Consider the following 24,387-nt stretch of genomic DNA (forward strand, 5'->3'; position numbering starts at 1 on the left):
TGCGGCGGGCGGGGCGGTGGCCCTGCGGAGCACGGGGTGGATGTCGTGGGGGTGGCTGGCGGGCGGCGCTGTCGGCTGCGGGGGCACCGGGCGTGCTCCCCGGGACGGACGCTTCACGTGGATCAACCTCCCGTCGGCTGATACCGGTTCGGGAACCGGTCGTATGGGCACATCGTGGCGCATGCCACTGACAATCGGCCCTGACCTGCGCATACACCGCGCCGGGCGGCGAACTGCCGGGGCCCTGTCGGCCGGAGGCGGCGCCGGATTGGCGCGCCGGGCACGGTCTGCTGCATACTTTGAACTGACCAGTCAGTTCAAAAGTCGCCGTGCCCGGCGCGGGAGCCGGGCACGGCGCGCCGGCCGGCGCAGCGACACGCAGACACAGCGGGAGGGGCCGTGGCACACGGGCGAGGAGCCGCCGTCTCGGCGGCGGACTTCGGGCTGAAGGGGCCGCGCGGCCCCGTCTTCGACGGCATCGGATTCACCGGCGAAGCGGGCTCGCTGATCGCGGTGACCGGGCCGTCCGGCTCCGGCCGCACCTGCCTGCTGCTGGCGCTGACCGGCCGGATGAAAGCCGGCAGCGGACACGCCGAGGTGGCCGGGCACCCGCTGCCCAAGCGGCTCGCCGCCGTCCGCCGGATCACCGCGCTGGGCCCGGTGCCCGGCGTCAACGACCTGGACCCGGCGCTGACCGTCACCGAGCAGCTCCGCGAGCGCGTACTGCTCCAGCGCCGGTTCGACGGTCCGCTCCGCGGGCTGCTGCGCCCCCGCCGGGAGCGGGCCGCGGCCAGCCGGGAGCGGCTGGAGACGGCCCTGGACACCGCCGGCCTCGACCTGGACGCGCTGCCCAGGGGCGGGCGCACGGCCGTGCGGGACCTGGGGCGGCTGGAGGAACTGCGGCTCTCCATGGCGCTGGCGCTGCTGGGCGAGCCCCGGCTGGTGGCCGTCGACGATGTGGATCTGAAGCTGTCGGCGACCGAACGCGCGGCGGCCTGGGAGCTGTTGCGCGCGGTGGCCGACGCCGGCACCACGGTGCTGGCGGTGTGCAGCGAACCGCCGCCCGAGGGTGCCGTGGTGGTCCGCACCGGCGCGGCGCGCCCGGACGGTGCACGGACCGGCCCGGACGGCTCCGGGCCCTCCGGCGACGCGCCCGAGAACGCCGAGAACGCCGACAAGGACGCCGAGGACGACAAGGAGGGGGCGGAGGATGCGCTCGCCGAGGCTAGCCGCGCTTGAGCTCAAGCGGTTCGGCAGGGGGCGGCTGCCGCGGGCGGCGATGGCCGCGATGCTGCTGCTTCCGCTGCTGTACGGAGCCCTGTACCTGTGGTCGTTCTGGAACCCCTACGAGCGGCTGGACCGGGTGCCGGTGGCGCTGGTGAACGAGGACCGGGGCGCCACCGTGCAGGGCGAGCAGGTCGACGCGGGCGCCGACATCGTCAAGGGGCTGCACGACAGCGACTCCTTCGACTGGCAGGAGACCAGCGCGGCCGACGCCCGCAAGGGCGTCGAGGACGGGCGGTACTACCTGTCGCTGACGATACCCGCCGACTTCAGCAAGCGGGTCTCCTCCAGCTCGGGCGACTCCCCCGAGACGGGTGCGCTCGAGGTGCGCACCAACGACGCCAACAACTACATCGTCGGGCAGATCTCCCGCACCGTCTTCTCCGAGGTCCGCTCCAGCGCCTCCAGCAAGGTCTCGCGCGGCTTCTTCGACAAGATCTACGTCTCCTTCTCCACCCTGCACAGCAAGACCACCGAGGCCGCCGAGGGCGCGGACGACCTGGGCGACGGCATCGGCAAGGCGAAGAAGGGCGCGGGGAGGCTCAAGAACGGACTCGGTGACGCCGAGGAGGGCAGCGGCCGCCTGAAGAACGGCACGGCCGACCTGCACAAGGGCGCCGGGTCCCTGGAGAAGGGCGCGGACCGGGTCGCCGAGGGCACCCAGAAGCTCGCCGACAAGGTCAACGGCGAAGCCGAGAAGGTCCGTCCGTTCCTGCGGGCGCACAGCGGGGACGTCGGCAAGGCGGCGCGGGAAGTGGCCCGGACGAGCAGGACGCTGAAGAAGAACCTCGGCAAGCTCCCCGGCGAGGCGCGGCGTGCGCAGACCGACACCCGCAAGGCCGCCGACGCGCTCTCCGCACTCCACGAAGCACGCTGCGGCAAGGGTGCCCCGGGGACACCCGCGCCTTCCCCGACCGGGGCGCTCCCCAAAAACGGCGGGAGCACCGGCGGCGAAGGCGCCGACGGCGGTACGCCGCAGTCCGGCGGCGGGGCCACCGCGACCGGGCGGCCCGACCCGTCCACCCGGGCCCCCGGCCTGGCCCCCGACTCCTGCTCGGAGCTGAAGAAGGCCGTGGCCGCCGCCGAACGTTCGGCGAAGGTCGCCGCGAAGGTCAACGGGTACGTCAAGAACGAGCAGAACCTCGACGAACTCGGCCGCCACCTCGACGACCTCAACCGCGCCGCGGACGCCGTCGCCGACCGGGCCCCGCACCTGGACCAGGACGTGGCCGACGCGGTGCGGCAGATCAACGAGCTCAACAGCGGCGCCCACAAGGTCGCCAAGGGCGCCGGGAAGCTGCACACCGGGCTGGGCACCGCCAAGAGCGGCGCCGCCTCGCTCGACACCGGACTGGGCAAGCTCTCCGACGGCGCCGCCTCCCTCGACGGCGGCCTGTTCAAGCTGGCCGACGGCTCCGAGGAACTGGCCGGCGGCCTGCACGACGGCGCGGAGAAGATCCCGGACTACGGCAAGAAGGAGCGCGAGGACCGCACCGGAGTGATGGCCGACCCCGTCGGCCTCGCCTCGCACAAGGCGCACGCGGCACCCAACTACGGCACCGGCTTCGCGCCCTACTTCATCCCGCTCTCGCTCTGGGTGGGCGCGATGATCGCCTACATGCTGCTCCAGCCGCTGAACCGGCGGGCGCTGGCAGCGGGCGCCCCCGCCTGGCGGATCGCGCTGGCGGGCTGGCTGCCGGTGGCCGCGATCGGAGTCGCCCAGGTGGCCGCGCTGATGAGCGTGCTGCACTGGGGACTGGGACTGCAGATGGCGCGCGGCCTGGCCACGGTGGGCTTCCTGATGCTGGTGACGGCGTGCTTCACGGCCGTCGTCCAGTTCCTCAACGCGCGTTTCGGGCCCGCGGGCCGGATCCTCGTCCTGGCGATGCTGATGCTCCAGCTGACCTCGGCCGGGGGCACCTACCCGATCCAGACGAGCCCGCACTTCTTCAACGTGCTCCACCCGCTGCTGCCGATGAGCTACGTGGTGGAGGGGCTGCGGCACCTGATCACAGGCGGCGAACTGTGGCCGGTACAGCGGGCCTGCCTGGTCCTGCTGGCCTTCACCGCGGGCGCCCTGGCGCTCACGGCGGTCACCGCGCGCCGCAAGCAGGTGTGGACGCTGGACCGGCTGCGTCCGGAGATCTCGCTGTGAGGCCCGGACGCCCGCGAGAGGAGAATGGCCGCATGACAAGCGCCCGGACCAGCCCTTCCACTTCCCGCAGCCGCAGTGCCACCAGGGACAAGCTCTTCCATGCGGCGGTCACCCTCATCGCCGAGCAGGGGTTCTCCTCCACCACCGTGGAGGAGATCGCCGAACGGGCCGGGGTGGCCAAGGGCACGGTCTACTACAACTTCACCAGCAAGACCGAGCTGTTCGAGGAGCTGCTGCGGCACGGCGTGGAGCTGCTCACCGCCGATCTGCGCAAGGCCGCGGAGGAGACCGACGGCCGGGGCGGCAGCCGGGTGGACGCGCTCGACACGATGGTCCGCGCGGGGCTGCAGTTCATCGACCACTACCCCGCCTTCACCCAGCTCTACGTCGCCGAACTGTGGCGCACCGGACGGGCCTGGAACGACACCCTGCTGATGGTGCGCAAGGAAGCGGTCGCGGTGGTGGAGGGCGTACTGCGCGCCGGCGTCGCGGAGGGGGAGCTGAGCGAGGAGATCGACGTGCAGCTCACCGCCGCCGCGCTCGTCGGGATGGTGCTGGTGGCCGCACTCGACTGGAAGGCGTTCCAGCCGGAGCGCTCGATCGAGGACGTGCACGGGGCGCTGTCCCTGCTCCTCCAGGGCCGGGTCGGCGCGGGCCGTCCCGGCTGAAAGGGCCGTCCCCGCCGCGCCGGTCCGTCGCCGCCGAGGCGGCGTGGTGCGCGGCCGCCCGGCGGCCGCGCCACGGTTCTCACGGGAGGGCACCGTGCGCCGTTCCGCGGCCCCGTGTCGGCGGTGCGGCCCGCGCCCTCCCGCGGGTCCTCACTCTGCCGCCCGCGCGAACGGCGCCCATCCGCACCGGTACTCAAGATTCCGCCTGAGTACCGGTACCTACTCCCGCGGTCGGGACAGGCGGCGCCGGGGTGCCGGGCGGGAGCCGCTAGGGTCGGTGGACATGGCACGGGTCGTGGTGGTCGGGGCGGGGATGGGCGGCATGGCGGCGGCGGCCAGGCTGGCCGTCGCGGGGCACGAGGTCGTGGTGCACGAGCGCACCGGGACCTACGGAGGGGCCGTGCGGCAGTACGCGCGCGACGGCTTCGTGTTCGACACCGGCCCGGGGCTGCTACAGCTTCCGGCCGTCTACCGCGACCTGTTCGTCAAGACCGGCCGCGAGCGGCTGGAGGACGTGGTGGAGCTGGTCCAGGTTCCCGTCACCGCCCGCCATGTGTTCGCCGACGGGAGCGCCGTCACGCTGCCGGACGCCTCCCGGGGCAAGGTGATCGCCGCGCTGGACGACGCGCTGGGCGAGGGGGCGGGCGAACGCTGGTCCGCGATGCTGACCCGGGCCCGGACGGCGTGGGAGGCCACCCGGCGGCCGCTGCTGGAGGAGCCGCTGCGTGCCGAGCCCTCCTCGCGGGACCTGCTCGCCGCGGACGGCGCCTATCCCGCGCTGCGTCCGAAGGGGCTGCTGCGGCTCTCCCGGGTCCTGCGCGGGCTGGGGACGGCCGCGCCGGCACTGGCCGAGGTCGCGCGGGACGAGCTGCGCGACCCCCGGCTGGCGGCGATGCTGTGCGGCTCCGTCTGGACACAGGGCCTGGACCCGGCGACGTCGCCCGCGAGCGCCGCCGCCCTCGCCTACGTCGAGGACACCTTCGGCACCTGGTACGTGCGCGGCGGTCTGCGGGCGCTGGCCGACGCGCTGCACGCACGCTGCCGGGCCCGCGGGGTGGCCTTCCGCTTCGACAGCCCGGTGGCGGGAGTGCGGGAGAAGGACGGGCGGGCGGCGGGTGTCGAGCTCGCCGACGGCTCGGCGGTGGACGCGGAGGTGGTGGTCGCGAGCGGCGGACCGGCCGCACCCGGCGGGCAGGGAAGCGCGGACCGGGGGATGTCCCGGCTCACCGTGCTGCTCGCGCTGCGCGGTGCCCGCCCCGCCGGTACCCCGCACCGCACGCTGGTGCACCGCGCGGAGGCTCCCGGGCAGCCGCTGACCGTGCTGCGGCCGGACGATCCGGCGCTGCGCCCGGACGACGCGCACGAGACGGCCGTTCTCACGCTGCCGGTGCCCGGCGGCCTGCCGGCGGAGGCGGCGCAGCCGCTCGCCGAGAGCCTGCTGGCGACGACGGACGCGGCGGGGCTGGGGCTCCGGGAGCGGGTGCTGTGGCGCGAGGTGCGCTCCCCCGCCGCGATCGAGGCGGAGACCGGGGCTCCCGGCGGGCGGGTGCCGCCGCCGGGGCTGTCCGGCGGCGGTGGCGCCTTTCTGCACCCCGCCAACGCGACGGGACTGCCGGGGCTCTACGCGGCCGGCGGCTGGTCCCATCCGGGCGGCGGACTGCCCGCCGCGGGGATGACGGGTGCCATGGTGGCCGGGCTGGTGCAGGACCCGGAGTGGCGCGGCTCGGTCTGAGCAGGCGGTCCGGGCCCGGTGCGGATGGCCGGCCCGGTGCGGCCGGGGCTCAGTACGGGCCGCCGCCGTAGTAGTCCTGCGGGTACCGGGGGGCTTGCTCCGGGTACGGCTGGGGCTGCTGGGCGGCGGCGTCGTGGGCGTCGGCGTACGGGTCGTAGCCGTAGGGCTGCGGCTCCGCCGGGGGCAGCGGCGCGCCGCCGTCGCGCTGCTGGGGTACCCAGACCCCGCCCGGCGGCGTCTCGGGCACCCCGGGCTGGTAGGGCTGCTGCGGATAGCCGTATCCGTCGCCGTACTGGCCGCCGTAGCCCGCGTACGGGTCCTGGTACTGCTGGTAGCCGGCCTGGTCCTGGTAGCCGGTGTGGTCCGCCGGGTCCTGGTGGCCGGAGTGGTCCGGGTAGCCGGCGGGCCCGCCGACCGGGGTGTGGTCCTGGTAGCCGGCGTACTGCTGGTATCCGCCGTAGTGGCCGTGCCCGCCGTCCCCGTGGGCGGGAGGCTGGTCGGGGGCCGGGGCGAAGACCGAGGTCTCCTCCTCGTATCCGCCGTAGCCGCCATAGGGACCGCAGGGGCCGTAGGGGTCCTGGCCCGGGTAGCCGTAGCCGGTCTCCTGGCCGCCGGGGTCGCCGCCGGGGTCGCCCCAGACGGCGGGCTCCTGATCGCCGTAGCCCTGCTGGCCGTAGCCCTGCTGGCCGTAGTCGTCGACCGGGTCGGGCACCATGGCGGTGCCCTCGGCCGGGGTGTCGGCGGGGTCGTGGGTGCGCAGGTCGGAGACCTCCAGCGAGGCGGTGTCCGGACCGGGGGGCGCGCCGCGGCGGCGCCGACTGGAGCCGGGGCCACCGCCGAGTGCCCACCCGGCGGTGAACCCGCTCCGTACCGAGAGCGTGACGAAGGTCTGCCCGACGGCGAAGGCCGCGATGCCGAGGCCGATCACGACGACCGACGGCAGCGCCGTCCCCACCACCACACCGAGGAAGCCGGTGAGGGCCAGCAGCCGCCAGCGCAGCCGGGCCTTGTACTGGAGCAGTACCTCGCCCAGCAGCCACAGCGCAACGATGCCGAACGCGATATAGAGGACCGTCCAGCCCATCTACGCCCCTCTTCCGCTCCCGCCGCCCCTTGGGCGGACCCGTGGCTCAAGCCTTGCGAAGGCCCAGGGTAGCCCTCTCCCGGAGACCGAGATTCTGGTGGATCTCCAGCGTCGCCGTGGAGTGGTTGAGCGTGATGAAGTGCAGCCCCGGGACACCCTCGGCGAGCAGCCTCGCACACAAGTCCGTGGCGTACTCGATCCCGACCGAGCGTACCGCCGCCGGATCGTCCCGGACCGCGTGCAGCCGCTCGATCATCCCGGCCGGCAGCGTGGCGTTGCTCAGCTGCGCGAACCGCTCGATCTGCTGCACGCTCGTGACCGGCATGATCTCCGGGATGATGGGCGTGCTGCAGCCTGCGGCGGCGACCCTGTCCCGCAGCCGGAGATAGTCCTCCGCCTGGAAGAACATCTGGGTGATCGCGTAGTCGGCACCGGCCTTGCACTTGTTCACGAAATGCCGGATGTCGCTGTCCCAGTCGGTGGAGCGCGGGTGCATCTCCGGGAAGGCCGCGACACCGACGCAGAAGTCGCCGGACTCCTTGATCAGTTCGACGAGTTCGGAGGCGTAGTCGATCCCCTCGGGGTGCTTGACCCACTCCCCCAGCGGATCGCCGGGCGGATCGCCGCGCAGTGCGAGCACGTTGCGGATGCCCGCAGCGGCGTACTGCCCGATGACATTGCGCAGTTCCGCCCGCGAATGGCTGACCGCCGTGAGGTGTGCGACGGGGGTCAGCGTGGTCTCGTTGGCGATGCGCTCGGTGTTGCGGACCGTGCCCTCGCGTGAGGAACCGCCCGCGCCGTAGGTGACGGACACGAAGGTCGGGGACGCCGCCTCGATGCGTCGCAGCGCGTCCCACAGCGTCCGCTCGCCTTTCGCGGTCTTCGGCGCGAAGAACTCGAAGGAGAAGGACTGCTCTCCGCTCGCGAGCAGATCACGCACAGTCGGCGGACGGTCTGTCCTGGGAGCTGAGATACCGATGGCCATGTCTGCAGGCTAGCGGCCTGGCCTGCAGAGCGGCTCGACACCGGGGCGTTACGAGGGGATCTGTCCGTTTCCCGGATGGCCGAGGTCCACCTGTTGGACAGTCCCGCCCCCCGTGCTAAGCGGCCGGTGCGGTCACGGCGCCGGGGGACGGGCATCCGCGGCAGCCGCCTCCCGCAGCCGCGCGGCCAGCGAGGCGGCGGCAGCCCCGGGATCATCGGCCTCGGTGAGCGCCCGGACCACCACCACCCTGCGGGCCCCGGCGTCCAGCACCTGGTCGAGATTGCCCGCATCGATGCCGCCGATGGCGAACCACGGGCGAGACGTCGGATCTGTGCCGGTACGGGCGGCGGTGTGACGGACGAGATCCAGCCCCGGTGCGGGGCGGCCCGGCTTGGTGGGGGTCGGCCAGCAGGGCCCGGTGCAGAAATAGTCGACGCCCGGCTCGACCAGCGCCGCGTCCGCCTCGGCGGGGCTGTGCGTGGAGCGGCCGATCAGCACGTCGTCGCCGAGCAGGGCGCGGGCCGCGGGAACCGGCAGATCGCCCTGGCCGAGATGGAGCACCTGGGAGCCGGCGGCGTGGGCCACGTCCGCGCGGTCGTTCACGGCCAGCAGGGCCCCGTGCCGGCGGCAGGCCTCGGCGAACACGTCGAGCTGCGCCAGTTCCTCGGCCGCCTCCAGCCGCTTGTCCCGGAGCTGGACGATGTCCACACCGCCCGCCAGGACGGCGTCCAGGAACGCGGGCAGGTCGCCCTGCGCCGTGCGCGCGTCGGTGCACAGGTAGAGCCGCGCCTCCGCGAGCCGCTCACGGGCGGGAGCGGAGCCCGGGGACGCGGCGGGCGGGGTGGCGGTGCTGCGGGACGAGCGGGACATACGGGACATGGCGGTGTTCGGTTCCCCCCGGGAGGGGGTGCGTGGACCCCGGGAGGTCCACGCACCCGGTGGTGTCGGTGTGCTGGTGGGCCGCCGCGGGCGGCCGGATCAGACGGCGAGTGCCTGCGCCCGGCGCTTGACCTCGGTGCCCCGGTTCTCCCGCAGCGCCGTCACCGGCGAGCCGGGCAGCGACTCGTCCTCGGTGAACAGCCATTCGAGCATCTCTTCGTCGCTGAAGCCGTCGTCCCGCAGCAGGGTGATGGTGCCCGCCAGGCCTTTCACGATCCGGCCCTCGCCCACGAAGGCGGCCGGAACCTGCAGTACCCGGTTCCCGGACTCCGCCTCCCGCCGCACCGCGAGCAGTTGGCCTTCCTTCACGAGCTGCCGCACCCGGGTCACCTCGACGCCGAGCATCTCGGCGACATCGGGGAGGGCGAGCCAGGCGGGGACGAGCGCGTCGGTCTTTGCGTCAATCTCGGTCACGGGTTCCAGACTGCCATCCGAAACCGGTGGTCACTACCGCGCGGCCTTCTTCAGGGCCACGGCCGCGTCGCCCAGCACGGTCCGGTCCACGGCAGTGCCCTGCTGAATCAGCTTCCGGCCCTGCGCGAGATCGCGCGGACGGCCGACGGCCAGCAGCGCGGTCGGCCGCTCGCCGCGCAGCCAGCACACGCTCCAGGCGGGGTCCAGCGGCGAACCGCGCCACACCAGCTCGTCCCCGGGAGCGTGGTGGCCGACGTACTGCACGAAGCGGCCGAACTGCTCGGACCAGAAGTAGGGCACCGGATCGTAGGCGACGGTCTCCGGCTCGCCGTCGGCGTGCCCCTCGGCGAGCAGGTTCGCCGCGACCGTGCGGGGGCCCTGGAGCGCGTTGTCCCAGTGGTGGATCAGCAGCCGCTCCCCGTAGCGGGCCGAGGGGAAGGAGGCACAGTCGCCGACCGCGTAGCAGTCGGGGACCGAGCTGCGCAGCCGTGCGTCGGCCAGCACGGAGCCGTCGGGCCCGAGCGCCACCCCGGAACCGGCCAGCCAGCCGGTGGCGGGCCGGGCCCCGATCCCGACCAGGACCGCGTCCGCCGGCAGCCGCGTCCCGTCGGCGAGCAGCACCGCGCCGCGTTCGACCGCGGCGACGGCGGCGCCGGTGCGCAGCGTCGCCCCGGCCTCCGCATACCAGGCCCGCATCGGTGCGGAGACCTCGGCCGGGAGCGCGCCCGGCAGCGGAGCGGCGGCGGTCTCCAGCACGGTGACCTCGCAGCCCCATTCGCGGGCGACCGTGGCGAACTCCGCGCCGATCCACCCGGCGCCGACCACCACGACGCTGCCGCGGGAGGCGAGCACCGGCCGCAGCCGCCGCGCGTCGTCCAGGGTGCGCAGCACATGGACGCCGGGCACGCCCGCGCTCCCGGGCAGGACGCGGGGCTCGGCGCCGGTGGCCAGCACCAGCCGGTCGTAGTGGACCGGGCCCGCGTCGGTGACCAGCAGCCGCTCGCCGGGGCGCAGCCCGGTGGCGGTCCGGCCCAGCTCCAGCTCGATCCCCAGCGCCGCGAAGTCGATGTCGAAGAGCGGCACCTCCGCCTCCTCGCCCCTGCCGAGCAGCACGGCCTTGGACAGCGGGGGCCGGTCGTAGGGCGGGTGCGGTTCGGCCCCGAGGAGCCGCACGGAGCCGGGCCAGCCCTGTTCGCGGAGCTGCACGGCGGTCTGCACGCCCGCCATACCGGTGCCCACGATCACGACCCGCTGCTGGTTCTGACTGTCGCTCACATCGTTCACTGTATGCCGGTCGGCTCCCGGAGCCATCGGCCACCGGACGGAGACGGCGTCCGGTCGTGGTCGTAGGGCCGTCCGCCGCGGGGCCCCGGCGCGGCTTACCGGCGCCGCACGCACCGCAGTAGGGTGGGCCGCGGCAGTCATGAATACGCGGGAGCCCGGACGCACCGGGCTGAGAGGGAGGCTGCGGCGGCCTCCGACCGTCCGAACCTGATCCGGGTCATTCCGGCGAAGGGAGCAGCGGCAGCGCCATGCGCGGCACAGGGAACGGCACAGGAAGCGGCACCGGAACCGGCACCCACGCGGCGAGCCCCGACGTGCTCGTCCTCGGCGGCGGCCTGATCGGCCTGGTGACGGCCTGGCGGGCCGCGCAACGCGGCCTGGCGGTCACCGTGGCCGACCCCGAACCGGGCGGCGGCGCCGCACGGGTGGCGGCGGGCATGCTGGCGGCCGTCACCGAACTGCACTACGGCGAGGAGACCCTGCTGGATCTCAACCTCGCCTCGGCGGCGCGCTACCCGGAGTTCGTCGCCGAACTGGAGGACGCCTCCGGCCTGGACACCGGATACCGGGCCTGCGGCACCCTCGCCGTCGCGCTCGACGCCGACGACCGCGCCCACCTGCGCGAGCTGCACGCGCTCCAGCAGCGGTGCGGGCTGGAGTCGCAGTGGCTGACCGGTCGCGAGTGCCGGCGCCTGGAGCCGATGCTGGCGCCCTCGGTGCGCGGCGGAGCCCGGGTGGACGGCGACCACCAGATCGACCCCCGGCGACTGGCCGCGGCGCTGCTGCGGGCCTGCGAGCGCGCGGGAGTCGCCTTCCGGCGTTCCCGCGCGGTGCGGCTGCTGCACCCGCGGGACCGGGCCGCGGGGGCGGCGCTGGCGGACGGCACCGAACTGCGCGCGGAGCAGACGGTGCTCGCGCTGGGCGCCCGCAGCGGCACCCTGGAGGGCCTGCCCACGTGGGTGGCGCCCCCGGTGCGCCCGGTCAAGGGGCAGGTGCTGCGGCTGCGGATGCCCGGCGGCACGGCCGGCCCCTTTCTCTCCCGCACGGTCCGCGCGGTGGTACGCGGCGGCGCTCTGTACCTGGTGCCGCGCGCGGACGGCGAACTGGTGGTCGGAGCCACCAGTGAGGAGCTGGGCTGGGACACCACGGTCACCGCGGGCGGGGTCTACGAGCTGCTGCGGGACGCGCACGAACTGGTGCCCGGCGTCACCGAGCTGCCGCTGGCCGAGACCCGTGCCGGACTGCGCCCCGGCTCCCCCGACAACGCGCCGCTGCTGGGGCCCACCGCGCTGCCCGGGCTGCACCTGGCCACCGGCCACTACCGGCACGGCGTCCTGCTCACCCCCGTCACCGGCGACGTGCTCGCCGAGCTGCTGGCCACGGGCGAGCTGCCCGCACCGGCCCGGCCCTTCGCACCGCGGCGCTTCGCCTCCACAGACCCCCGCGAGCCCCAGGAGCAGCCCGTATGACCTCCGCCCCGACGACGACCGTCTCGGTCAACGGCGAGCCCCGCCGGGTGGCCGCGGGCCTCACCCTCGACCGGCTCGTGGCCGATTTCACCGCCGCGCCCGGCGGAGTGGCCGCGGCGCTGAACGAGGACGTGGTCCCCCGGGGCCGCTGGGCCCGGACCGCGCTCGGCGAGGGCGACCGCGTCGAGATCCTCACCGCAGTCCAAGGAGGCTGAGCCGGCCATGGCCGACGATCCGCTGACCATAGGCGACACCGCCTTCACCTCCCGGCTGATCATGGGGACCGGAGGCGCACCCAGCCTGGACGTCCTGGAACGGGCGCTGCTGGCCTCCGGAACCGAGCTGACGACGGTCGCGATGCGGCGCCTGGACCCCTCGGTGGGCGGCTCGGTGCTCTCGGTGCTGAACAGGCACGGCATCCGGGTGCTGCCGAACACCGCCGGGTGCTACACGGCGGGTGAGGCGGTGCTCACCGCCCGGCTCGCGCGCGAGGCGCTGGGCACCGACTGGGTGAAGCTGGAGGTCATCGCCGACGAGCGCACCCTGCTGCCGGACCCGGTCGAGCTGCTGGAGGCCGCCGAGACGCTGGTGGACGACGGCTTCACGGTGCTGCCGTACACCAACGACGACCCGGTGCTGGCGCGGAAGCTGGAGGAGGCGGGCTGCGCGGCGATCATGCCGCTCGGCTCCCCCATCGGCTCCGGACTGGGCATCCGCAACCCGCACAACTTCCGGCTCATCACCGAGCGCGCGGGCGTCCCGGTGATCCTGGACGCGGGGGCCGGTACGGCCTCGGACGCGGCGCTGGCCATGGAGCTGGGGTGCGCCGCGGTGATGCTGGCCTCGGCGGTGACCCGGGCCCAGGAGCCGGTGCTGATGGCGGAGGGCATGCGGCACGCGGTCGAGGCGGGGCGGCTGGCCTTCCGCGCGGGCCGCATCCCGCGCCGCCACTTCGCCGAGGCGTCGTCGCCCACCGAGGGCGTCGCGGCGCTGGACCCGGAGCGCCCGGCCTTCGGCTGAGGGCCCTCCGCCGGGGCCAAAGTCCGGTCCCGGGCACCCTCCCGGCGGCGCCGCTCACCCCCGGTGGGCGCCACGGAGTGTCACCGTTCGGCCCCAGAACAGCGGCAACCCGCAACCACGCGGCCCCGGCGCCGCACCTCCCTCGTAAACTCGGCGCAATGGACACCACCCTCCAGGACCCGTCGCCTGCCTACGGACGAGGAGACCCGTTGGTCGGACAGGTGCTCGACGGCCGGTACCGGGTCGAGGCCCGGGTGGCCATCGGCGGCATGGCGACCGTCTACCGCGCGGTGGACACCCGGCTGGACCGGGTGCTGGCCCTGAAGGTGATGCACACCTCCCTCTCCGCGGACGAGACGTTCGTGACCCGCTTCATCAGGGAGGCCAAGTCCGCGGCCCGGCTGGCGCACGCCAACGTGGTCGGGGTCTTCGACCAGGGCACCGACGGCACCTACGTCTATCTGGCGATGGAGTACGTGGAGGGCTGCACGCTCCGCGACGTGCTGCGGGACCGCGGCGCCCTGCGCCCCCGCGCGGCGCTCGACGTGCTGGAACCCGTCCTGGCGGCGCTGGGCGCGGCACACCGGGCCGGTCTCGTGCACCGGGACGTGAAGCCGGAGAACGTGCTGATAGGGGACGACGGCCGGGTGAAGGTCGCCGACTTCGGCCTGGTGCGGGCGGTGGACAGCCAGACCTCGGCGACGACGGACTCGATCCTGGGCACGGTCTCCTATCTGGCGCCCGAGCAGATCGAGGACGGCACGGCCACGCCGCGTACGGACCTGTACGCGTGCGGCGTGATGCTCTACGAGATGCTCACCGGCGGCAAACCGCACTCGGGCGGCTCGCCCGCACAGGTGCTCTACCAGCATCTGAACAAGGACATGCCGGCACCCTCGGCCGCGGTGCCGGGGATGGCGGCGGCCCTGGACGGCCTGGTGGCGCTGGCGACGGCGCGCACCCCCGAGCAGCGTCCCGAGGACGCGGTCGCCCTGCTGGCGCGGGCCCGCACGGTCCGCGCGGAACTGACCGACGAGCAGCTGGACGCGGTCCCGCCGCAGGCCACGCAGGGCGGCACCGGCCCGGCCGAGGACGCGGCGCGGCTCTCGGGGGTCTCGGGGATCTCCGGAGACATCGCCGCAGCGGCCGCGTACGCCACCGCCGGGTCCGAGGCCGACACCTCTGTGATCCCGCGCCCCGCCGGGGGTCCCGCCGCCGGCCCGGCCCCGGACTCGGACTCGGATCTCAACCGGACGGCGCTGCTGTCGCCGCCACCGGCCGACCCGCCGGGCGGCTCCGGCGCGGGTGCCGGGGGCCGGCGGCGGAGGGTGCAGCCGCGCTGGGTGCTGGTGACCCTGGCCGTGCTGCTGGTGGCGCTGGTCGGCACGGGTATCTGGTACGTCAACTCCGGGCAGTTCGTGCGGACCCCCGCGGTGCTGGACGAGACCCGGGCCGCGGCGACCAGGACGCTCTCGGAGGCCGGACTGGATGTGAAGGTGGAGGAGGACTTCAGCGAGCGGGTGGAGCGCGGCCACGTCATCGGCACCGACCCGGAGCCGGGTGAGCGGGTCCGCAAGACCGGCACGGTCACGCTGACCGTCTCGCGCGGCCCGCACGTGGTGAAGGTGCCCGACCTCGAGGACACCCCGCTGTCGGACGCCCGCCGCAAGCTGGAGGACGCCGGTCTGAAGCCGGGGACGGTCGAGCGGCGGTTCGACGAGGAGACCGCGCGGGGCTCCGTGCTCGCCACCGACCCCGAGCCGGGCAGCAAGCGCAGGCCGGGCGCCGCGGTGGCCCTCACCGTCTCCAAGGGGGCGCCGGTGGAGGTGCCCGATGTGGTGGGCGACAAGCGGAGCGACGCGACCGAGGAGCTGGAGAAGGCGGGTCTGAAGGTCCGGATCGCCACCGAGCGCGTCCACTCCGAGCACGAGAAGGGCAGCATCGCCCGCCAGTCCCCGACCGACGGCGCCCGGGCCGCCGAGGGCGACACGGTGACGCTGACGGTCTCCAAGGGCCCCGACATGATCGAGGTGCCGGACGTGGAGGGCAGCAGCGAGGACGAGGCCACCGAGAAGCTGGAGGGGGCCGGCTTCGAGGTGACGGTGCGCCGCATCTTCTTCGGGGACACCGTCTTCAACCAGTCCCCCGACGGGGGAGAGAAGGCGCCCCGCGGCTCGTCGATCACCATCTGGCTGCGCTGAGCCCGCGCGCCGGGCGCGGCTGCCCGTGGCGGGGCTCTCCCGGTGACCGGCCCGCCACACCTCGGCGCAGTATGTCCGACTTGACGCGCATATCCCGTCACGGGGTGTACCAGGGGACTTGGTGGCGTGTGACCCCACCCATAGGACGCACGTCACCTACGAAGACGCCTAGTGGGAAAGAAATCCGCGGCGCGACCTGGAATGCGGTCCCGGAATACCCGCCCGCGGGCCACCCCCCGCCACGAATTCGGGTAGTACGTCACACCTTTGATTCCGCAGAACGGACCCTTTAACAATTGCGGTCGTCGCACGGCGCCGAATCAGCACTCGGCGCGTCTCTCCGGCTCCCCGCCACTGCGACACGACGCCAGCGATGAAAGGTTCCGTACTTCCTCATGCCCAGCATCTCCAGCCTCAGTCTCAGCTCCAAGGCCAAGAAGATCTCGACGATAGGCATCGGCACCGCGGGCGCCGCCGCCCTGGCCCTCACGGTCCTCCCCGGCACCGCGCACCACGGCGACGCCGGCCAGGCCACGGCGAAGAAGGTCCAGGCCGACAGCGTCGCCTTCAGCTCCGACTCCTCGGTGCTGCCCGCCCAGGGCAAGGACCTCACCGCCCAGCAGCAGTCCATGGCCCCTGCACCCGCCGACACCCGGCAGGTGGCGAGCGTGAAGAACGCCGCCACCACCGCCAAGAGCTTCACCAGCACCGACGAGGCGGCCGCCGCGATCAAGGCCGACGCCGAGAAGCGCGCCGCCAAGGCCGCGGCCCAGCAGAAGGCCGAGGCAGCGGCCGCCAAGGAGCGCGCCGCCAAGGCCGCGGCCGACCGTTCCAAGCGTGCCGCCGCGCCCAGCTACCCGGACAACCTGGACGGCTGGATCCGCGAGGCCCGCGCCATCATGGCCAAGCACGGCATCCCCGGCTCCTACGAGGGCATCAAGCGCAACATCATCCGCGAGTCCGCCGGTGACCCCCGCGCCATCAACAACTGGGACATCAACGCCCAGAACGGCGTGCCCTCCAAGGGCCTGCTCCAGGTGATCAAGCCCACCTTCGACACCTACCACGTCGAGGGCACCGCCTGGGACCAGTACGACCCGGTCGCGAACATCGTCGCCGCCTGCAACTACGCGGCCGACCGGTACGGTTCGATGGACAACGTCAACTCGGCATACTGAGTGGTGTGACCACGAACGAGACGCAGCACCTGCGCAATCCCATTGGCGGCCATGTCCCCGTAGCCGGGGGCCTGGCCGCTACTGGCCTTTCCTACGCCGCCGACATCGAAGCCGAGACGCTCCAGGTCTTCGTCGCGAATCCGCGCGGCTGGGCGACGCCGACGGGAAACAGGGAACAGGACGAGGAATTCCGCACCGCCTGCGCAGCACGTGGACTTCCGGTTTATGTCCACGCTCCCTATCTCATCAATTTCGGCTCGCACAACGAGGACACCGCGACGAAGTCGGTCCACTCGCTGCGGCATTCGCTGCGGCGCGGGCGCGCCATCGGCGCGCTGGGTGTCGTCGTCCACACCGGCTCCGCCACCGGAGGGCGCGCCCGGGCGACGGCACTGGACCAGGCGCGGGCGCTGATGATGCCGCTGCTGGAGGAGCTGACCCACGAGGACGACCCGTGGCTGCTGCTGGAGCCGACAGCCGGGCAGGGCGCGTCGCTCTGCTCCCGGATGCGGGAACTCGGCCCGTATTTCGAGGCGCTGGAGCAGCACCCCAGGCTCGGCGTCTGCCTGGACACCTGCCACGCCTTCGCCGCCGGGGACGACCTGGCCGCGCCCGGCGGGGTGGGACGCGCACTGCGCGAACTGGAGTCGGTCACCGGCCCCGGAAGGCTGCGGCTGATCCACGCCAACGACTCCCAGGACGTGGCGGGCGCGCGCAAGGACCGGCACGCGAACATCGGCGCGGGCCACATCGGGACCGGCCCGTTCGCCGAGTTGCTGGCCCACCCGCTGACCGAGGGGGTACCGCTGGTGATCGAGACACCGGGCGGCAAGGCCGGGCACGCGGGCGACGTGGCGCTGCTGAAGAAGCTCAGGGAGGCATGACCCGGGTGCCGGGACGGCCTCCCGGGTGCCTGCGGCAGCGGGGCGCGCGCCCGGGACGGAGGGTCTGGGCACTTCGGCTGCGCGCCCGGTCCGCGACCGGGACCGCCGCGCCCGGCGGCTCGGGGGTGTCCCACCCGGCTCAGAGCTCGGGACCGTCCCCCGGCTCCTCCTGGTAGGAGTAGCGCTGCTCCCGCCAGGGGTCCCCGATGTTGTGGTAGCCGCGCTCCTCCCAGAAGCCGCGGCGGTCCGCCCTCATGTACTCGATGCCGCGGACCCACTTGGGGCCCTTCCAGGCGTAGAGATGGGGCACCACGAGCCGGACCGGGAAGCCGTGCTCGGCGGTCAGCAGCTCACCGGCGCGGTGCGTGGCGAAGATTGTCTTCGCGGAGGTGAAGTCCGACAGCCGGACGTTGGCGCTGAAGCCGTACTCCGCCCACACCATCACATGCGTCGCGTCGGGCGCGGGCGGGGCCAGCTCGAGGAGGCTGCGCGCGAGCACGCCGCCCCACTCGGCGCCCAGCATGCTGAACTTCGCGACACAGTGCAGATCGGCTACGACGGTGCGATAGGGCAGCACGGAGAACTGCTCGTGGTTCCAGCAGTGCTTCTCGCCGTCCGCCGTGGCCCCGAAGACCCGGAACTCCCAGCGCTCCCGGCGGAACTTCGGCACCGGGCCGTAGTGCGTCACCGGCCACCCGCGCTGGAGCCGCTGCCCGGGCGGAAGCTCCGGTTGCTCCCCTTCGCGGCTTTGCGGCTGACCCATGCCCCCATGGTGACAGACCCCGGGCCATGGTCCCGACCAACCCCCTGGCGGGCGGTCGGCGCGTTGTCGTCGCAGCTCACCTCCGCAAATACGGGCACATCCGGTAAGCCTTCACTTACTGGACCCGGCCGGTGGGCGGTGACAGGATGCGCGATTGCGCGCCACGCGCGTTCTGCCCGGTACCCGCGCCATGCCGCTGGAAGGAGCCCGCCACCATGCAGGGCGACCCCGAGGTCATCGAGTTCCTCAACGAGCAGCTCACCGCCGAGCTCACCGCCATCAACCAGTACTTCCTGCACGCGAAGATGCAGGAGCACCTCGGCTGGACGAAACTCGCCGAGTACACCCGCTCCGAGTCCTTCGACGAGATGCGGCACGCGGAGCGGCTCACCGACCGCATCCTCTTCCTGGACGGCCTGCCGAACTACCAGCGGCTCTTCCATGTGCGGGTCGGCCAGACCGTGGCGGAGATGTTCCGGGCGGACCGGCAGATCGAGGTGGAGGCGATCGACCGGCTCAAGCGCGGCATCGAGCTGATGCGCAACAAGGGCGACATCACCTCGGCGAACATCTTCGAGGACATCCTCGCGGACGAGGAGCACCACATCGACTACCTGGACACCCAGCTCGACCTGGTCGACAAGCTGGGCGAGCCGCTGTACCTCGCCCAGCAGATCGAACAGAAGGCCGCGGACGAGACCTGAGGGCCGGAGCGGGGGCACCGCAGCAGGCGGCGGGCGACAGCGGGCCGGCGGCGGGCGATGGTGCGCGCTCCCCCGGAGCGGCCGTGCGCGGAGGTCAGGCGGCGCGCGGCGCCTGACCCGGATCAGGCCGCGTGCGCTGCCGCAGCCGGCTCCGCGGCGACGGCGATCCCGGCCGGTGCGGCGGCACCGGCCTGCGCCGCGCGGGTGACGAGGGTCGCCCCGCCGCGGCCCGGCGCCGCCCCGCGGGGGCACTCGCCGCGGCCCAGGATGCCCTGGATGCGGCGCACACAGGAGCCGCAGTCCGTACCCGCCTTGCTGGCGGAAGCGATCTGGCGCGGGGTGCACGCCCCCGCCGCCGCGTGCTGTCGCACCTGCTCTTCGGTGATGCCGAAGCACGAGCAGACGTACACGCGGGTCACCTCCGCCTCGGATCGGTCAGCCTTGCTGAGGTTAACCTAACCTTACCCGTCCGGGTGTGTCCACATACACCGCTGGGGCCCGCGTCACACCGGACGCGGGCCCCAGCGGTGGGGTCGCGGAGCGGCTCTCCCGCAGCCGCGGCAGCTCACTGGTCGCGGTACATCTCCGCGACGAGGAAGGCCAGGTCGAGGGACTGGCTGCGGTTGAGCCGCGGGTCGCAGGCCGTCTCGTAGCGCTGGTGCAGGTCGTCGACGAAGATCTCGTCGCCGCCGCCCACGCACTCGGTGACGTCGTCGCCGGTCAGCTCCATGTGGATGCCGCCGGGGTGGGTGCCCAGGCCCTTGTGGACCTCGAAGAAGCCCTTGACCTCGTCCAGCACATCGTCGAAACGGCGCGTCTTGTGGCCGCTCGCCGCCTCGAAGGTGTTGCCGTGCATCGGGTCGCAGACCCAGGCGACCGTGGCGCCGGAGGCGGTCACCTTCTCCACCAGCTCGGGCAGCCGGTCGCGGATCTTGTCCGCCCCCATCCGGGTGATGAAGGTGAGCCGGCCCGGCTCGCGGTCCGGGTCCAGCCGCTCGATGAGCGCGAGTGCCTCCTCTGAGGTCGTCGTCGGCCCCAGCTTCACCCCGACCGGGTTGCGCACCCGGGAGGCGAACTCGATGTGCGCGCCGTCGAGCTGCCGGGTGCGCTCGCCGATCCAGACCATGTGCCCGGACACGTCGTAGAGATCGCCGCTGCGCGAGTCGACCCGGGTGAGAGCCGACTCGTAGTCGAGCAGCAGGGCCTCGTGCGAGGAGTAGAACTCCACCGTCTTCAGCTCTTCGGGGTCCGTGCCGCAGGCGTGCATGAACTTCATCGCCTGGTCGATCTCGCGGGCCAGGGCCTCGTACCGCTGCCCGGACGGGCTGGACTTGACGAAGTCCTGGTTCCAGGCGTGCACCTGGCGCAGGTCGGCGTAGCCGCCGGTGGTGAAGGCGCGGACCAGGTTCAGCGTGGCGGACGAGGCGTGGTACATCCGCTTCAGCCGCTCCGGGTCCGGCCTGCGCGCCTCCGCGGTGAACTCGAAACCGTTGACCGAGTCGCCCCGGTAGGTGGGCAGCGTGACCCCGTCCCGGGTCTCGGTGGGCTTGGAGCGGGGCTTGCTGTACTGGCCGGCGATCCGGCCGACCTTGACGACCGGAACCGAGCCCGCGTACGTGAGCACCGCGCCCATCTGCAGCAGCGTCTTGAGCTTGTTGCGGATGTGTTCGGCGCTGACCTGGTCGAACGCCTCGGCGCAGTCGCCGCCCTGGAGCAGGAACGCCTCACCGCGCGCGACCGAGCCCAGCCGCTCCCGCAACTGGTCGCACTCGCCCGCGAAGACGAGCGGCGGATAGGACTCGAGCTCGGTCAGAGCCGTGCGCAGCGCCTCGTGGTCCGGCCAGTCGGGCTGCTGTGCTGCAGGGAGGTCTCGCCAGGTCTGGGCACCGGCGTCGGAGTGGGCGTTCACAGTCACGGACCCAAGGTTACGGGGTTTCGCGCGCGCTCCGTCCGGCTGCCCGCCATCCGAGACCGCGATCACAGCCCCGGCGAGACCGCGGTCACCGGCAGGCGCCGGCGCCCGTTGCCCGGTGCCGCCCCGGGCAGCTCGCGGAGCCGCCGCGCGGGGCCGCGTCCGCTAAGGTGTCCGGCATGCACGCGCTGTCGACCATGAACTGGTGGTGGCCCGCCCGCACGGCGGCCCGCCACGACGCGCGTATGCACTGAGAGCTCAGCCACGCGCCAGGCCGCCCGAGGGGCGGCCTTTCGCATGTCCGCGGCCGTTCCTCCGTACTCGCGAAGGGACCCCGCATGCTCCACTCCGCCGCACCCGCACCCGCCTCCCCAGCCGCCACCGCTTCACCCGCCGCCCTCGTCGCACGGCTGGCCCGGGACGACGCGCCGCCGTTCGCACTGCTGCGCAGGCGCACCCCCGGCCGGGACGCCGATGTCGTCGAGGTGCTCATCGGCAGCGTGCGGCACCCGGCGCGGCTGGCCGACCTGCCGGTGCCCCCGGCGGACCGCGCCGGCGCGCTCGCGCTCGTACCGTTCCGGCAGATCCGCGAGCGGGGGTTCGACGTCGCCGACGACGGCACCCCGCTGTCCGTGCTGCTGCCCGAGGAGCGCCACGAACTGCCCCGGGCCGACACCCTCGCCGCGCTGCCCGATCACCGCGTACGGGTCGAGCAGGGCGCCTTCGACGTGCCGGACGACGCCTACGAGGAGATCGTCCGCCGGGTCGTCGGCGACGAGATCGGAGCGGGCGAGGGCGCCAACTTCGTGATCCGCCGGGACTACGAGGCACACGTCCCCGGCTTCTCCCGCGCCGACGCGCTCGCCCTCTTCGGCCGGCTGCTCCGCGGCGAGCAGGGCGCCTACTGGACGTTCGTCGTGCACACCGGCGACCGGGTGCTGGTGGGCGCCAGCCCGGAGGTGCATGTGCGGATGAGCGGCGGGACCGTCGTGCTGAACCCGATCAGCGGCACCTACCGCTACCCGGAGCAGGGCCCGGACGCGGCGGGGCTGCTGGACTTCCTGGCCGACCGCAAGGAGAGCGAGGAGCTCTCCATGGTCGTCGACGAGGAGATGAAGATGATGTGCACCGTCGGCGACGAGGGAGGCGTCGTCGTCGGACCGCGGCTGCGGGAGATGGCCCACCTGGCGCACACCGAGTACGAGTTGCGCGGCCGCAGCACACTGGACGTGCGCGAGGTGCTGCGCGAGACGATGTTCGCCGCCACGGTGACCGGCTCCCCGGTGGAGAACGCCTGCCGGGTCCTCGGCCGGTACGAGAGGGGCGGACGCGGCTACTACGCGGGAGCGCTCGCCCTGCTCGGCCACGACGAGGGCGGCGCCCAGACACTGGACTCCCCCATCCTCATCCGCACCGCGGACATCGACCCCCGCTCCGGACGGCTGCGGGTGCCGGTGGGCGCCACGCTCGTACGCGCCTCCGACCCGGCCGGCGAGGTGGCGGAGACGCACGCCAAGGCGGCGGGAGTGCTCACGGCGCTGGGCGTGCGCGAGGCACCGGCCGGACCGGCCGGCGGCCCGCGCCCGCAGCTCGCGGACGACCCCCGGGTGCAGGCCGCGCTGGCGGAGCGGCGTTCGGGGCTCGCACCGTTCTGGCTGCGGATGCGGGTGGGTGGGCCCGCGCCGACCGGTGCGGCGCCGGTGCTGGTCGTCGACGGCGAGGACACCTTCACCTCGATGCTGGCGCACCTGCTGGGCGCGACCGGACACCGGGTGCGGGTGCGCCGCTACGACGAGCCGGGGCTGCACCGGGCGGCGCTGCGGCACGAGGGACCCGTCGTACTGGGACCGGGCCCCGGCGATCCGCGCGACGCGGCCGACCCGAAGATGCGGCTGCTGCGGGCGCTGACCGCCGATCTGGTGCGCGCCCGGCGGCAGCCGCTGCTGGGCGTCTGCCTGGGGCACGAGCTGCTCGCCGCCGAGCTGGGCCTGGAACTGGTCCGCAAGCAGCGCCCGCACCAGGGCGCCCAGGAGGTGATCGAGCTGTTCGGGCGGCCGGAGACGGTCGGCTTCTACAACTCCTACACCGCCCGCTGCGACGAGGAGGCCGCCGCCGAGCTGGCGCTGCACGGCGTCGAGCTGAGCCGCGATCCGGTCGGCGGCGAGGTCCACGCGCTGCGCGGGCCCGGCTTCGCCGGGGTGCAGTTCCACCCGGAGTCGGTGCTGACGCTGGACGGCGCGGCGGTGACGGCACGGCTGCTGACCGCGGCCGACGCGGAGCGCCCAGTGGCGCGGGACACGGCACGGACCGCGGACTGACCGCCGGGCCCGCCCGGACCGGGAGGGGAGAGCGCTCCCTCCTTCCGGCCCGGGCCGCTGCCCCTCCGGCCCGGGCCGGGGCGGGACGCCGTCAGCCGAAGAAGACGCCCGCCTCCTCGTAGAGCACCGGATCGACCGTCTTCAGCTTCTCGGTCGCCTGCGCGAGCGGGACGCGGACGATGTCGGTGCCGCGCAGGGCGACCATGCTGCCCCACTCCTCGCCGCGCACCGCGTCGATGGCGTGCAGCCCGAAGCGGGTGGCCAGCCAGCGGTCGTACGGCGTGGGGGTGCCGCCCCGCTGGATGTGCCCGAGCACCGTGGTGCGGGCCTCCTTGCCGGTGCGCGACTCGATCTCCTTGGCCAGCCACTCGCCCACGCCCGACAGCCGGACATGCCCGAAGGAGTCCGTGGAACCGTCCTTGAGGACCATCTCGCCGCCCTGGGGCATCGCGCCCTCCGCGACGACCACGATCGGCGCGTAGCTGGCCCTGAAGCGGGAGGTGACCCACCCGCAGACCTGCTCGGTGTCGAAGCGCTGCTCGGGGATGAGGATGCAGTTGGCGCCGCCCGCCAGTCCCGAGTGCAGCGCGATCCAGCCCGCGTGCCGCCCCATGACCTCCACCACCAGCACCCGCATATGGGACTCGGCGGTGGTGTGCAGCCGGTCGATGGCCTCGGTGGCGACGGTGACGGCGGTGTTGAAGCCGAAGGTGTAGTCGGTGGCGGACAGGTCGTTGTCGATCGTCTTGGGTACGCCGACGCAGCGGATGCCGTGCTCGCCGGTCAGCCGGGCCGCCACCCCCAGGGTGTCCTCGCCGCCGATCGCGATCAGCGCGTCGACCTCGTACTTGGCGAGGTTCTCCTTGATGCGCCGGACGCCGTCCTCCTCCTTGAAGGGGTTGGTGCGCGAGGAGCCGAGGATGGTGCCGCCGCGCGGCAGCATGCCGCGCACCGCCGGGATGTCCAGCCGGACCGTCTCCCCCTCCAGCGGTCCGCGCCAGCCGTCGCGGAACCCGGTGAAGTCGTAGCCGTACTCCTGGACTCCCTTACGGACCACGGCCCGCATGACCGCATTGAGACCGGGGCAGTCGCCGCCGCCGGTCAGCACTCCGACCCGCATGGGATCTCCCTTCGCCGCGTGGACACGCCTGGACATACGCCGTGGAAACGGCGCAACGCCCGTCACGCTAGCGGTGATCCACGTCACACGGGATGCACTGTGCGGGGGTTTTCGTTGGGAGATGCGGGATTTGATCCCCAGGCCATCACTCGTACGAAGGACAGACGTCCGGATGCGCCCGGGTCAGCCGCACGGTGCCGCGCGCCACCGTGCGCACGCCTTTCGCGGCACAGCGGCACAGCGGGACCCCGGCCCCGCGCCCCTCCCCCGGGC

Annotated in this window: 21 protein-coding genes and 1 riboswitch; of the genes, 12 read left to right on the forward strand and 9 right to left on the reverse strand. The window is 73.7% G+C overall.

Features of this window, described 5'->3' with window-relative positions; translation table 11 throughout:
* Positions 1 to 399: 399 nt before the first annotated feature.
* From A949_RS0124910 to A949_RS0124925, 4 genes are all read left to right on the forward strand, one after another.
* Positions 400 to 1,239 carry an ATP-binding cassette domain-containing protein gene (locus A949_RS0124910; RefSeq protein WP_019358764.1) on the forward strand — a complete coding sequence of 280 codons (840 nt, stop codon included), beginning with the start codon at positions 400 to 402 and terminating at the stop codon, positions 1,237 to 1,239.
* Positions 1,211 to 3,439, forward strand: a complete 2,229-nt coding sequence (locus tag A949_RS0124915) for a YhgE/Pip family protein (RefSeq protein ID WP_026005004.1) — start codon at positions 1,211 to 1,213, stop codon at positions 3,437 to 3,439. The genes A949_RS0124910 and A949_RS0124915 overlap by 29 nt, the downstream gene beginning before the upstream one ends.
* Before the next feature lie 32 nt (positions 3,440 to 3,471).
* Positions 3,472 to 4,107: a TetR/AcrR family transcriptional regulator gene (locus tag A949_RS0124920; RefSeq protein WP_019358766.1), complete on the forward strand. Its 636-nt coding sequence runs from the start codon at positions 3,472 to 3,474 to the stop codon at positions 4,105 to 4,107.
* Positions 4,108 to 4,390: 283 nt separating this feature from the next.
* The gene (locus tag A949_RS0124925) at positions 4,391 to 5,839 is read left to right on the forward strand and encodes a phytoene desaturase family protein (RefSeq protein WP_019358767.1); all 1,449 of its coding nucleotides are present in this window, start codon (positions 4,391 to 4,393) and stop codon (positions 5,837 to 5,839) included.
* 49 nt (positions 5,840 to 5,888) lie between these two features.
* Here the strand turns inward: A949_RS0124925 and A949_RS34455 are convergent, their stop codons facing one another.
* From A949_RS34455 to A949_RS0124950, 5 genes are all read right to left on the reverse strand, one after another.
* Positions 5,889 to 6,923 (reverse strand): hypothetical protein, encoded by a 1,035-nt coding sequence (locus A949_RS34455; protein ID WP_019358768.1) that lies wholly within the window; start codon positions 6,921 to 6,923, stop codon positions 5,889 to 5,891.
* Between the two features lie 46 nt (positions 6,924 to 6,969).
* Complete coding sequence (gene metF / locus A949_RS0124935) at positions 6,970 to 7,908, reverse strand: methylenetetrahydrofolate reductase [NAD(P)H] (protein WP_051019626.1); 939 nt, start codon at positions 7,906 to 7,908, stop codon at positions 6,970 to 6,972.
* A 132-nt stretch (positions 7,909 to 8,040) separates the two neighbouring features.
* The gene (thiE, locus tag A949_RS0124940; protein WP_019358770.1) at positions 8,041 to 8,778 is read right to left on the reverse strand and encodes a thiamine phosphate synthase; all 738 of its coding nucleotides are present in this window, start codon (positions 8,776 to 8,778) and stop codon (positions 8,041 to 8,043) included.
* Between the two features lie 108 nt (positions 8,779 to 8,886).
* Positions 8,887 to 9,261 (reverse strand): Rv2175c family DNA-binding protein, encoded by a 375-nt coding sequence (locus A949_RS0124945; protein WP_019358771.1) that lies wholly within the window; start codon positions 9,259 to 9,261, stop codon positions 8,887 to 8,889.
* A 33-nt stretch (positions 9,262 to 9,294) separates the two neighbouring features.
* On the reverse strand, positions 9,295 to 10,572 hold the full coding sequence (locus tag A949_RS0124950; protein ID WP_051019627.1) for an NAD(P)/FAD-dependent oxidoreductase: 1,278 nt from the start codon (positions 10,570 to 10,572) through the stop codon (positions 9,295 to 9,297).
* Between the two features lie 110 nt (positions 10,573 to 10,682).
* Positions 10,683 to 10,796, forward strand: a riboswitch (TPP riboswitch).
* On the opposite strand from A949_RS0124950, the gene thiO reads away from it, so the two are divergent.
* The 6 genes from thiO (at position 10,794) to A949_RS0124980 (ending at position 17,297) form a co-directional block, all read left to right on the forward strand.
* The gene (thiO, locus tag A949_RS0124955) at positions 10,794 to 12,014 is read left to right on the forward strand and encodes a glycine oxidase ThiO (protein ID WP_019358773.1); all 1,221 of its coding nucleotides are present in this window, start codon (positions 10,794 to 10,796) and stop codon (positions 12,012 to 12,014) included. It overlaps the preceding riboswitch by 3 nt.
* On the forward strand, positions 12,011 to 12,229 hold the full coding sequence (gene thiS / locus A949_RS0124960) for a sulfur carrier protein ThiS (RefSeq protein WP_019358774.1): 219 nt from the start codon (positions 12,011 to 12,013) through the stop codon (positions 12,227 to 12,229). Before thiO ends, thiS begins: the two co-directional genes overlap by 4 nt.
* 7 nt (positions 12,230 to 12,236) lie before the next feature.
* The gene (locus tag A949_RS0124965) at positions 12,237 to 13,034 is read left to right on the forward strand and encodes a thiazole synthase (RefSeq protein ID WP_019358775.1); all 798 of its coding nucleotides are present in this window, start codon (positions 12,237 to 12,239) and stop codon (positions 13,032 to 13,034) included.
* 158 nt (positions 13,035 to 13,192) lie between these two features.
* A complete protein-coding gene (gene pknB, locus A949_RS0124970) occupies positions 13,193 to 15,235 on the forward strand; it encodes a Stk1 family PASTA domain-containing Ser/Thr kinase (protein ID WP_026005006.1) in 2,043 nt (680 codons plus the stop codon).
* Between the two features lie 395 nt (positions 15,236 to 15,630).
* Positions 15,631 to 16,413 (forward strand): transglycosylase SLT domain-containing protein, encoded by a 783-nt coding sequence (locus tag A949_RS0124975; RefSeq protein ID WP_019358777.1) that lies wholly within the window; start codon positions 15,631 to 15,633, stop codon positions 16,411 to 16,413.
* Positions 16,414 to 16,418: 5 nt separating this feature from the next.
* Positions 16,419 to 17,297, forward strand: coding sequence for a deoxyribonuclease IV (locus tag A949_RS0124980; RefSeq protein ID WP_019358778.1), 879 nt, complete (start codon positions 16,419 to 16,421; stop codon positions 17,295 to 17,297).
* Positions 17,298 to 17,436: 139 nt separating this feature from the next.
* Here A949_RS0124980 and A949_RS0124985 read toward each other — a convergent pair whose 3' ends face one another.
* Positions 17,437 to 18,060 (reverse strand): sulfite oxidase-like oxidoreductase, encoded by a 624-nt coding sequence (locus A949_RS0124985; protein WP_026005007.1) that lies wholly within the window; start codon positions 18,058 to 18,060, stop codon positions 17,437 to 17,439.
* Positions 18,061 to 18,275: 215 nt separating this feature from the next.
* Here A949_RS0124985 and bfr point away from each other — a divergent pair, with 215 nt between their 5' ends.
* The gene (gene bfr / locus A949_RS0124990; RefSeq protein WP_019358780.1) at positions 18,276 to 18,764 is read left to right on the forward strand and encodes a bacterioferritin; all 489 of its coding nucleotides are present in this window, start codon (positions 18,276 to 18,278) and stop codon (positions 18,762 to 18,764) included.
* A gap of 122 nt (positions 18,765 to 18,886) precedes the next feature.
* Here the strand turns inward: bfr and A949_RS0124995 are convergent, their stop codons facing one another.
* Positions 18,887 to 19,174, reverse strand: a complete 288-nt coding sequence (locus tag A949_RS0124995; RefSeq protein WP_019358781.1) for a (2Fe-2S)-binding protein — start codon at positions 19,172 to 19,174, stop codon at positions 18,887 to 18,889.
* 155 nt (positions 19,175 to 19,329) lie between these two features.
* Positions 19,330 to 20,679, reverse strand: coding sequence for a class II 3-deoxy-7-phosphoheptulonate synthase (locus A949_RS0125000; protein WP_019358782.1), 1,350 nt, complete (start codon positions 20,677 to 20,679; stop codon positions 19,330 to 19,332).
* Between the two features lie 335 nt (positions 20,680 to 21,014).
* Between A949_RS0125000 and A949_RS0125005 the strand changes: the two genes are divergently transcribed.
* The gene (locus tag A949_RS0125005) at positions 21,015 to 22,994 is read left to right on the forward strand and encodes an anthranilate synthase family protein (protein ID WP_019358783.1); all 1,980 of its coding nucleotides are present in this window, start codon (positions 21,015 to 21,017) and stop codon (positions 22,992 to 22,994) included.
* A 91-nt stretch (positions 22,995 to 23,085) separates the two neighbouring features.
* Here the strand turns inward: A949_RS0125005 and A949_RS0125010 are convergent, their stop codons facing one another.
* Positions 23,086 to 24,114: a 6-phosphofructokinase gene (locus A949_RS0125010; protein ID WP_019358784.1), complete on the reverse strand. Its 1,029-nt coding sequence runs from the start codon at positions 24,112 to 24,114 to the stop codon at positions 23,086 to 23,088.
* Between the last annotated feature and the right edge of the window lie 273 nt (positions 24,115 to 24,387).

It is taken from the genome of Streptomyces sp. AA1529 (assembly GCF_000280905.1).
Classification (GTDB): domain Bacteria; phylum Actinomycetota; class Actinomycetes; order Streptomycetales; family Streptomycetaceae; genus Streptomyces.

Bases quoted from the DNA above. Each gene is read 5' to 3' on its own strand.
- A949_RS0124915 (WP_026005004.1), top strand. From the start codon at position 1,211: ATGCGCTCGCCGAGGCTAGCCGCGCTTGAGCTCAAGCGGTTCGGCAGG.
- A949_RS0124920 (WP_019358766.1), top strand. From the start codon at position 3,472: ATGACAAGCGCCCGGACCAGCCCTTCCACTTCCCGCAGCCGCAGTGCC.
- A949_RS0124925 (WP_019358767.1), top strand. From the start codon at position 4,391: ATGGCACGGGTCGTGGTGGTCGGGGCGGGGATGGGCGGCATGGCGGCG.
- A949_RS34455 (WP_019358768.1), bottom strand. From the start codon at position 6,923: ATGGGCTGGACGGTCCTCTATATCGCGTTCGGCATCGTTGCGCTGTGG.
- metF (WP_051019626.1), bottom strand. From the start codon at position 7,908: ATGGCCATCGGTATCTCAGCTCCCAGGACAGACCGTCCGCCGACTGTG.
- thiE (WP_019358770.1), bottom strand. From the start codon at position 8,778: ATGTCCCGCTCGTCCCGCAGCACCGCCACCCCGCCCGCCGCGTCCCCG.
- A949_RS0124950 (WP_051019627.1), bottom strand. From the start codon at position 10,572: ATGGCTCCGGGAGCCGACCGGCATACAGTGAACGATGTGAGCGACAGT.
- thiO (WP_019358773.1), top strand. From the start codon at position 10,794: ATGCGCGGCACAGGGAACGGCACAGGAAGCGGCACCGGAACCGGCACC.
- thiS (WP_019358774.1), top strand. From the start codon at position 12,011: ATGACCTCCGCCCCGACGACGACCGTCTCGGTCAACGGCGAGCCCCGC.
- A949_RS0124965 (WP_019358775.1), top strand. From the start codon at position 12,237: ATGGCCGACGATCCGCTGACCATAGGCGACACCGCCTTCACCTCCCGG.
- pknB (WP_026005006.1), top strand. From the start codon at position 13,193: ATGGACACCACCCTCCAGGACCCGTCGCCTGCCTACGGACGAGGAGAC.
- A949_RS0124975 (WP_019358777.1), top strand. From the start codon at position 15,631: ATGCCCAGCATCTCCAGCCTCAGTCTCAGCTCCAAGGCCAAGAAGATC.
- A949_RS0124985 (WP_026005007.1), bottom strand. From the start codon at position 18,060: ATGGGTCAGCCGCAAAGCCGCGAAGGGGAGCAACCGGAGCTTCCGCCC.
- bfr (WP_019358780.1), top strand. From the start codon at position 18,276: ATGCAGGGCGACCCCGAGGTCATCGAGTTCCTCAACGAGCAGCTCACC.
- A949_RS0125005 (WP_019358783.1), top strand. From the start codon at position 21,015: ATGCTCCACTCCGCCGCACCCGCACCCGCCTCCCCAGCCGCCACCGCT.
- A949_RS0125010 (WP_019358784.1), bottom strand. From the start codon at position 24,114: ATGCGGGTCGGAGTGCTGACCGGCGGCGGCGACTGCCCCGGTCTCAAT.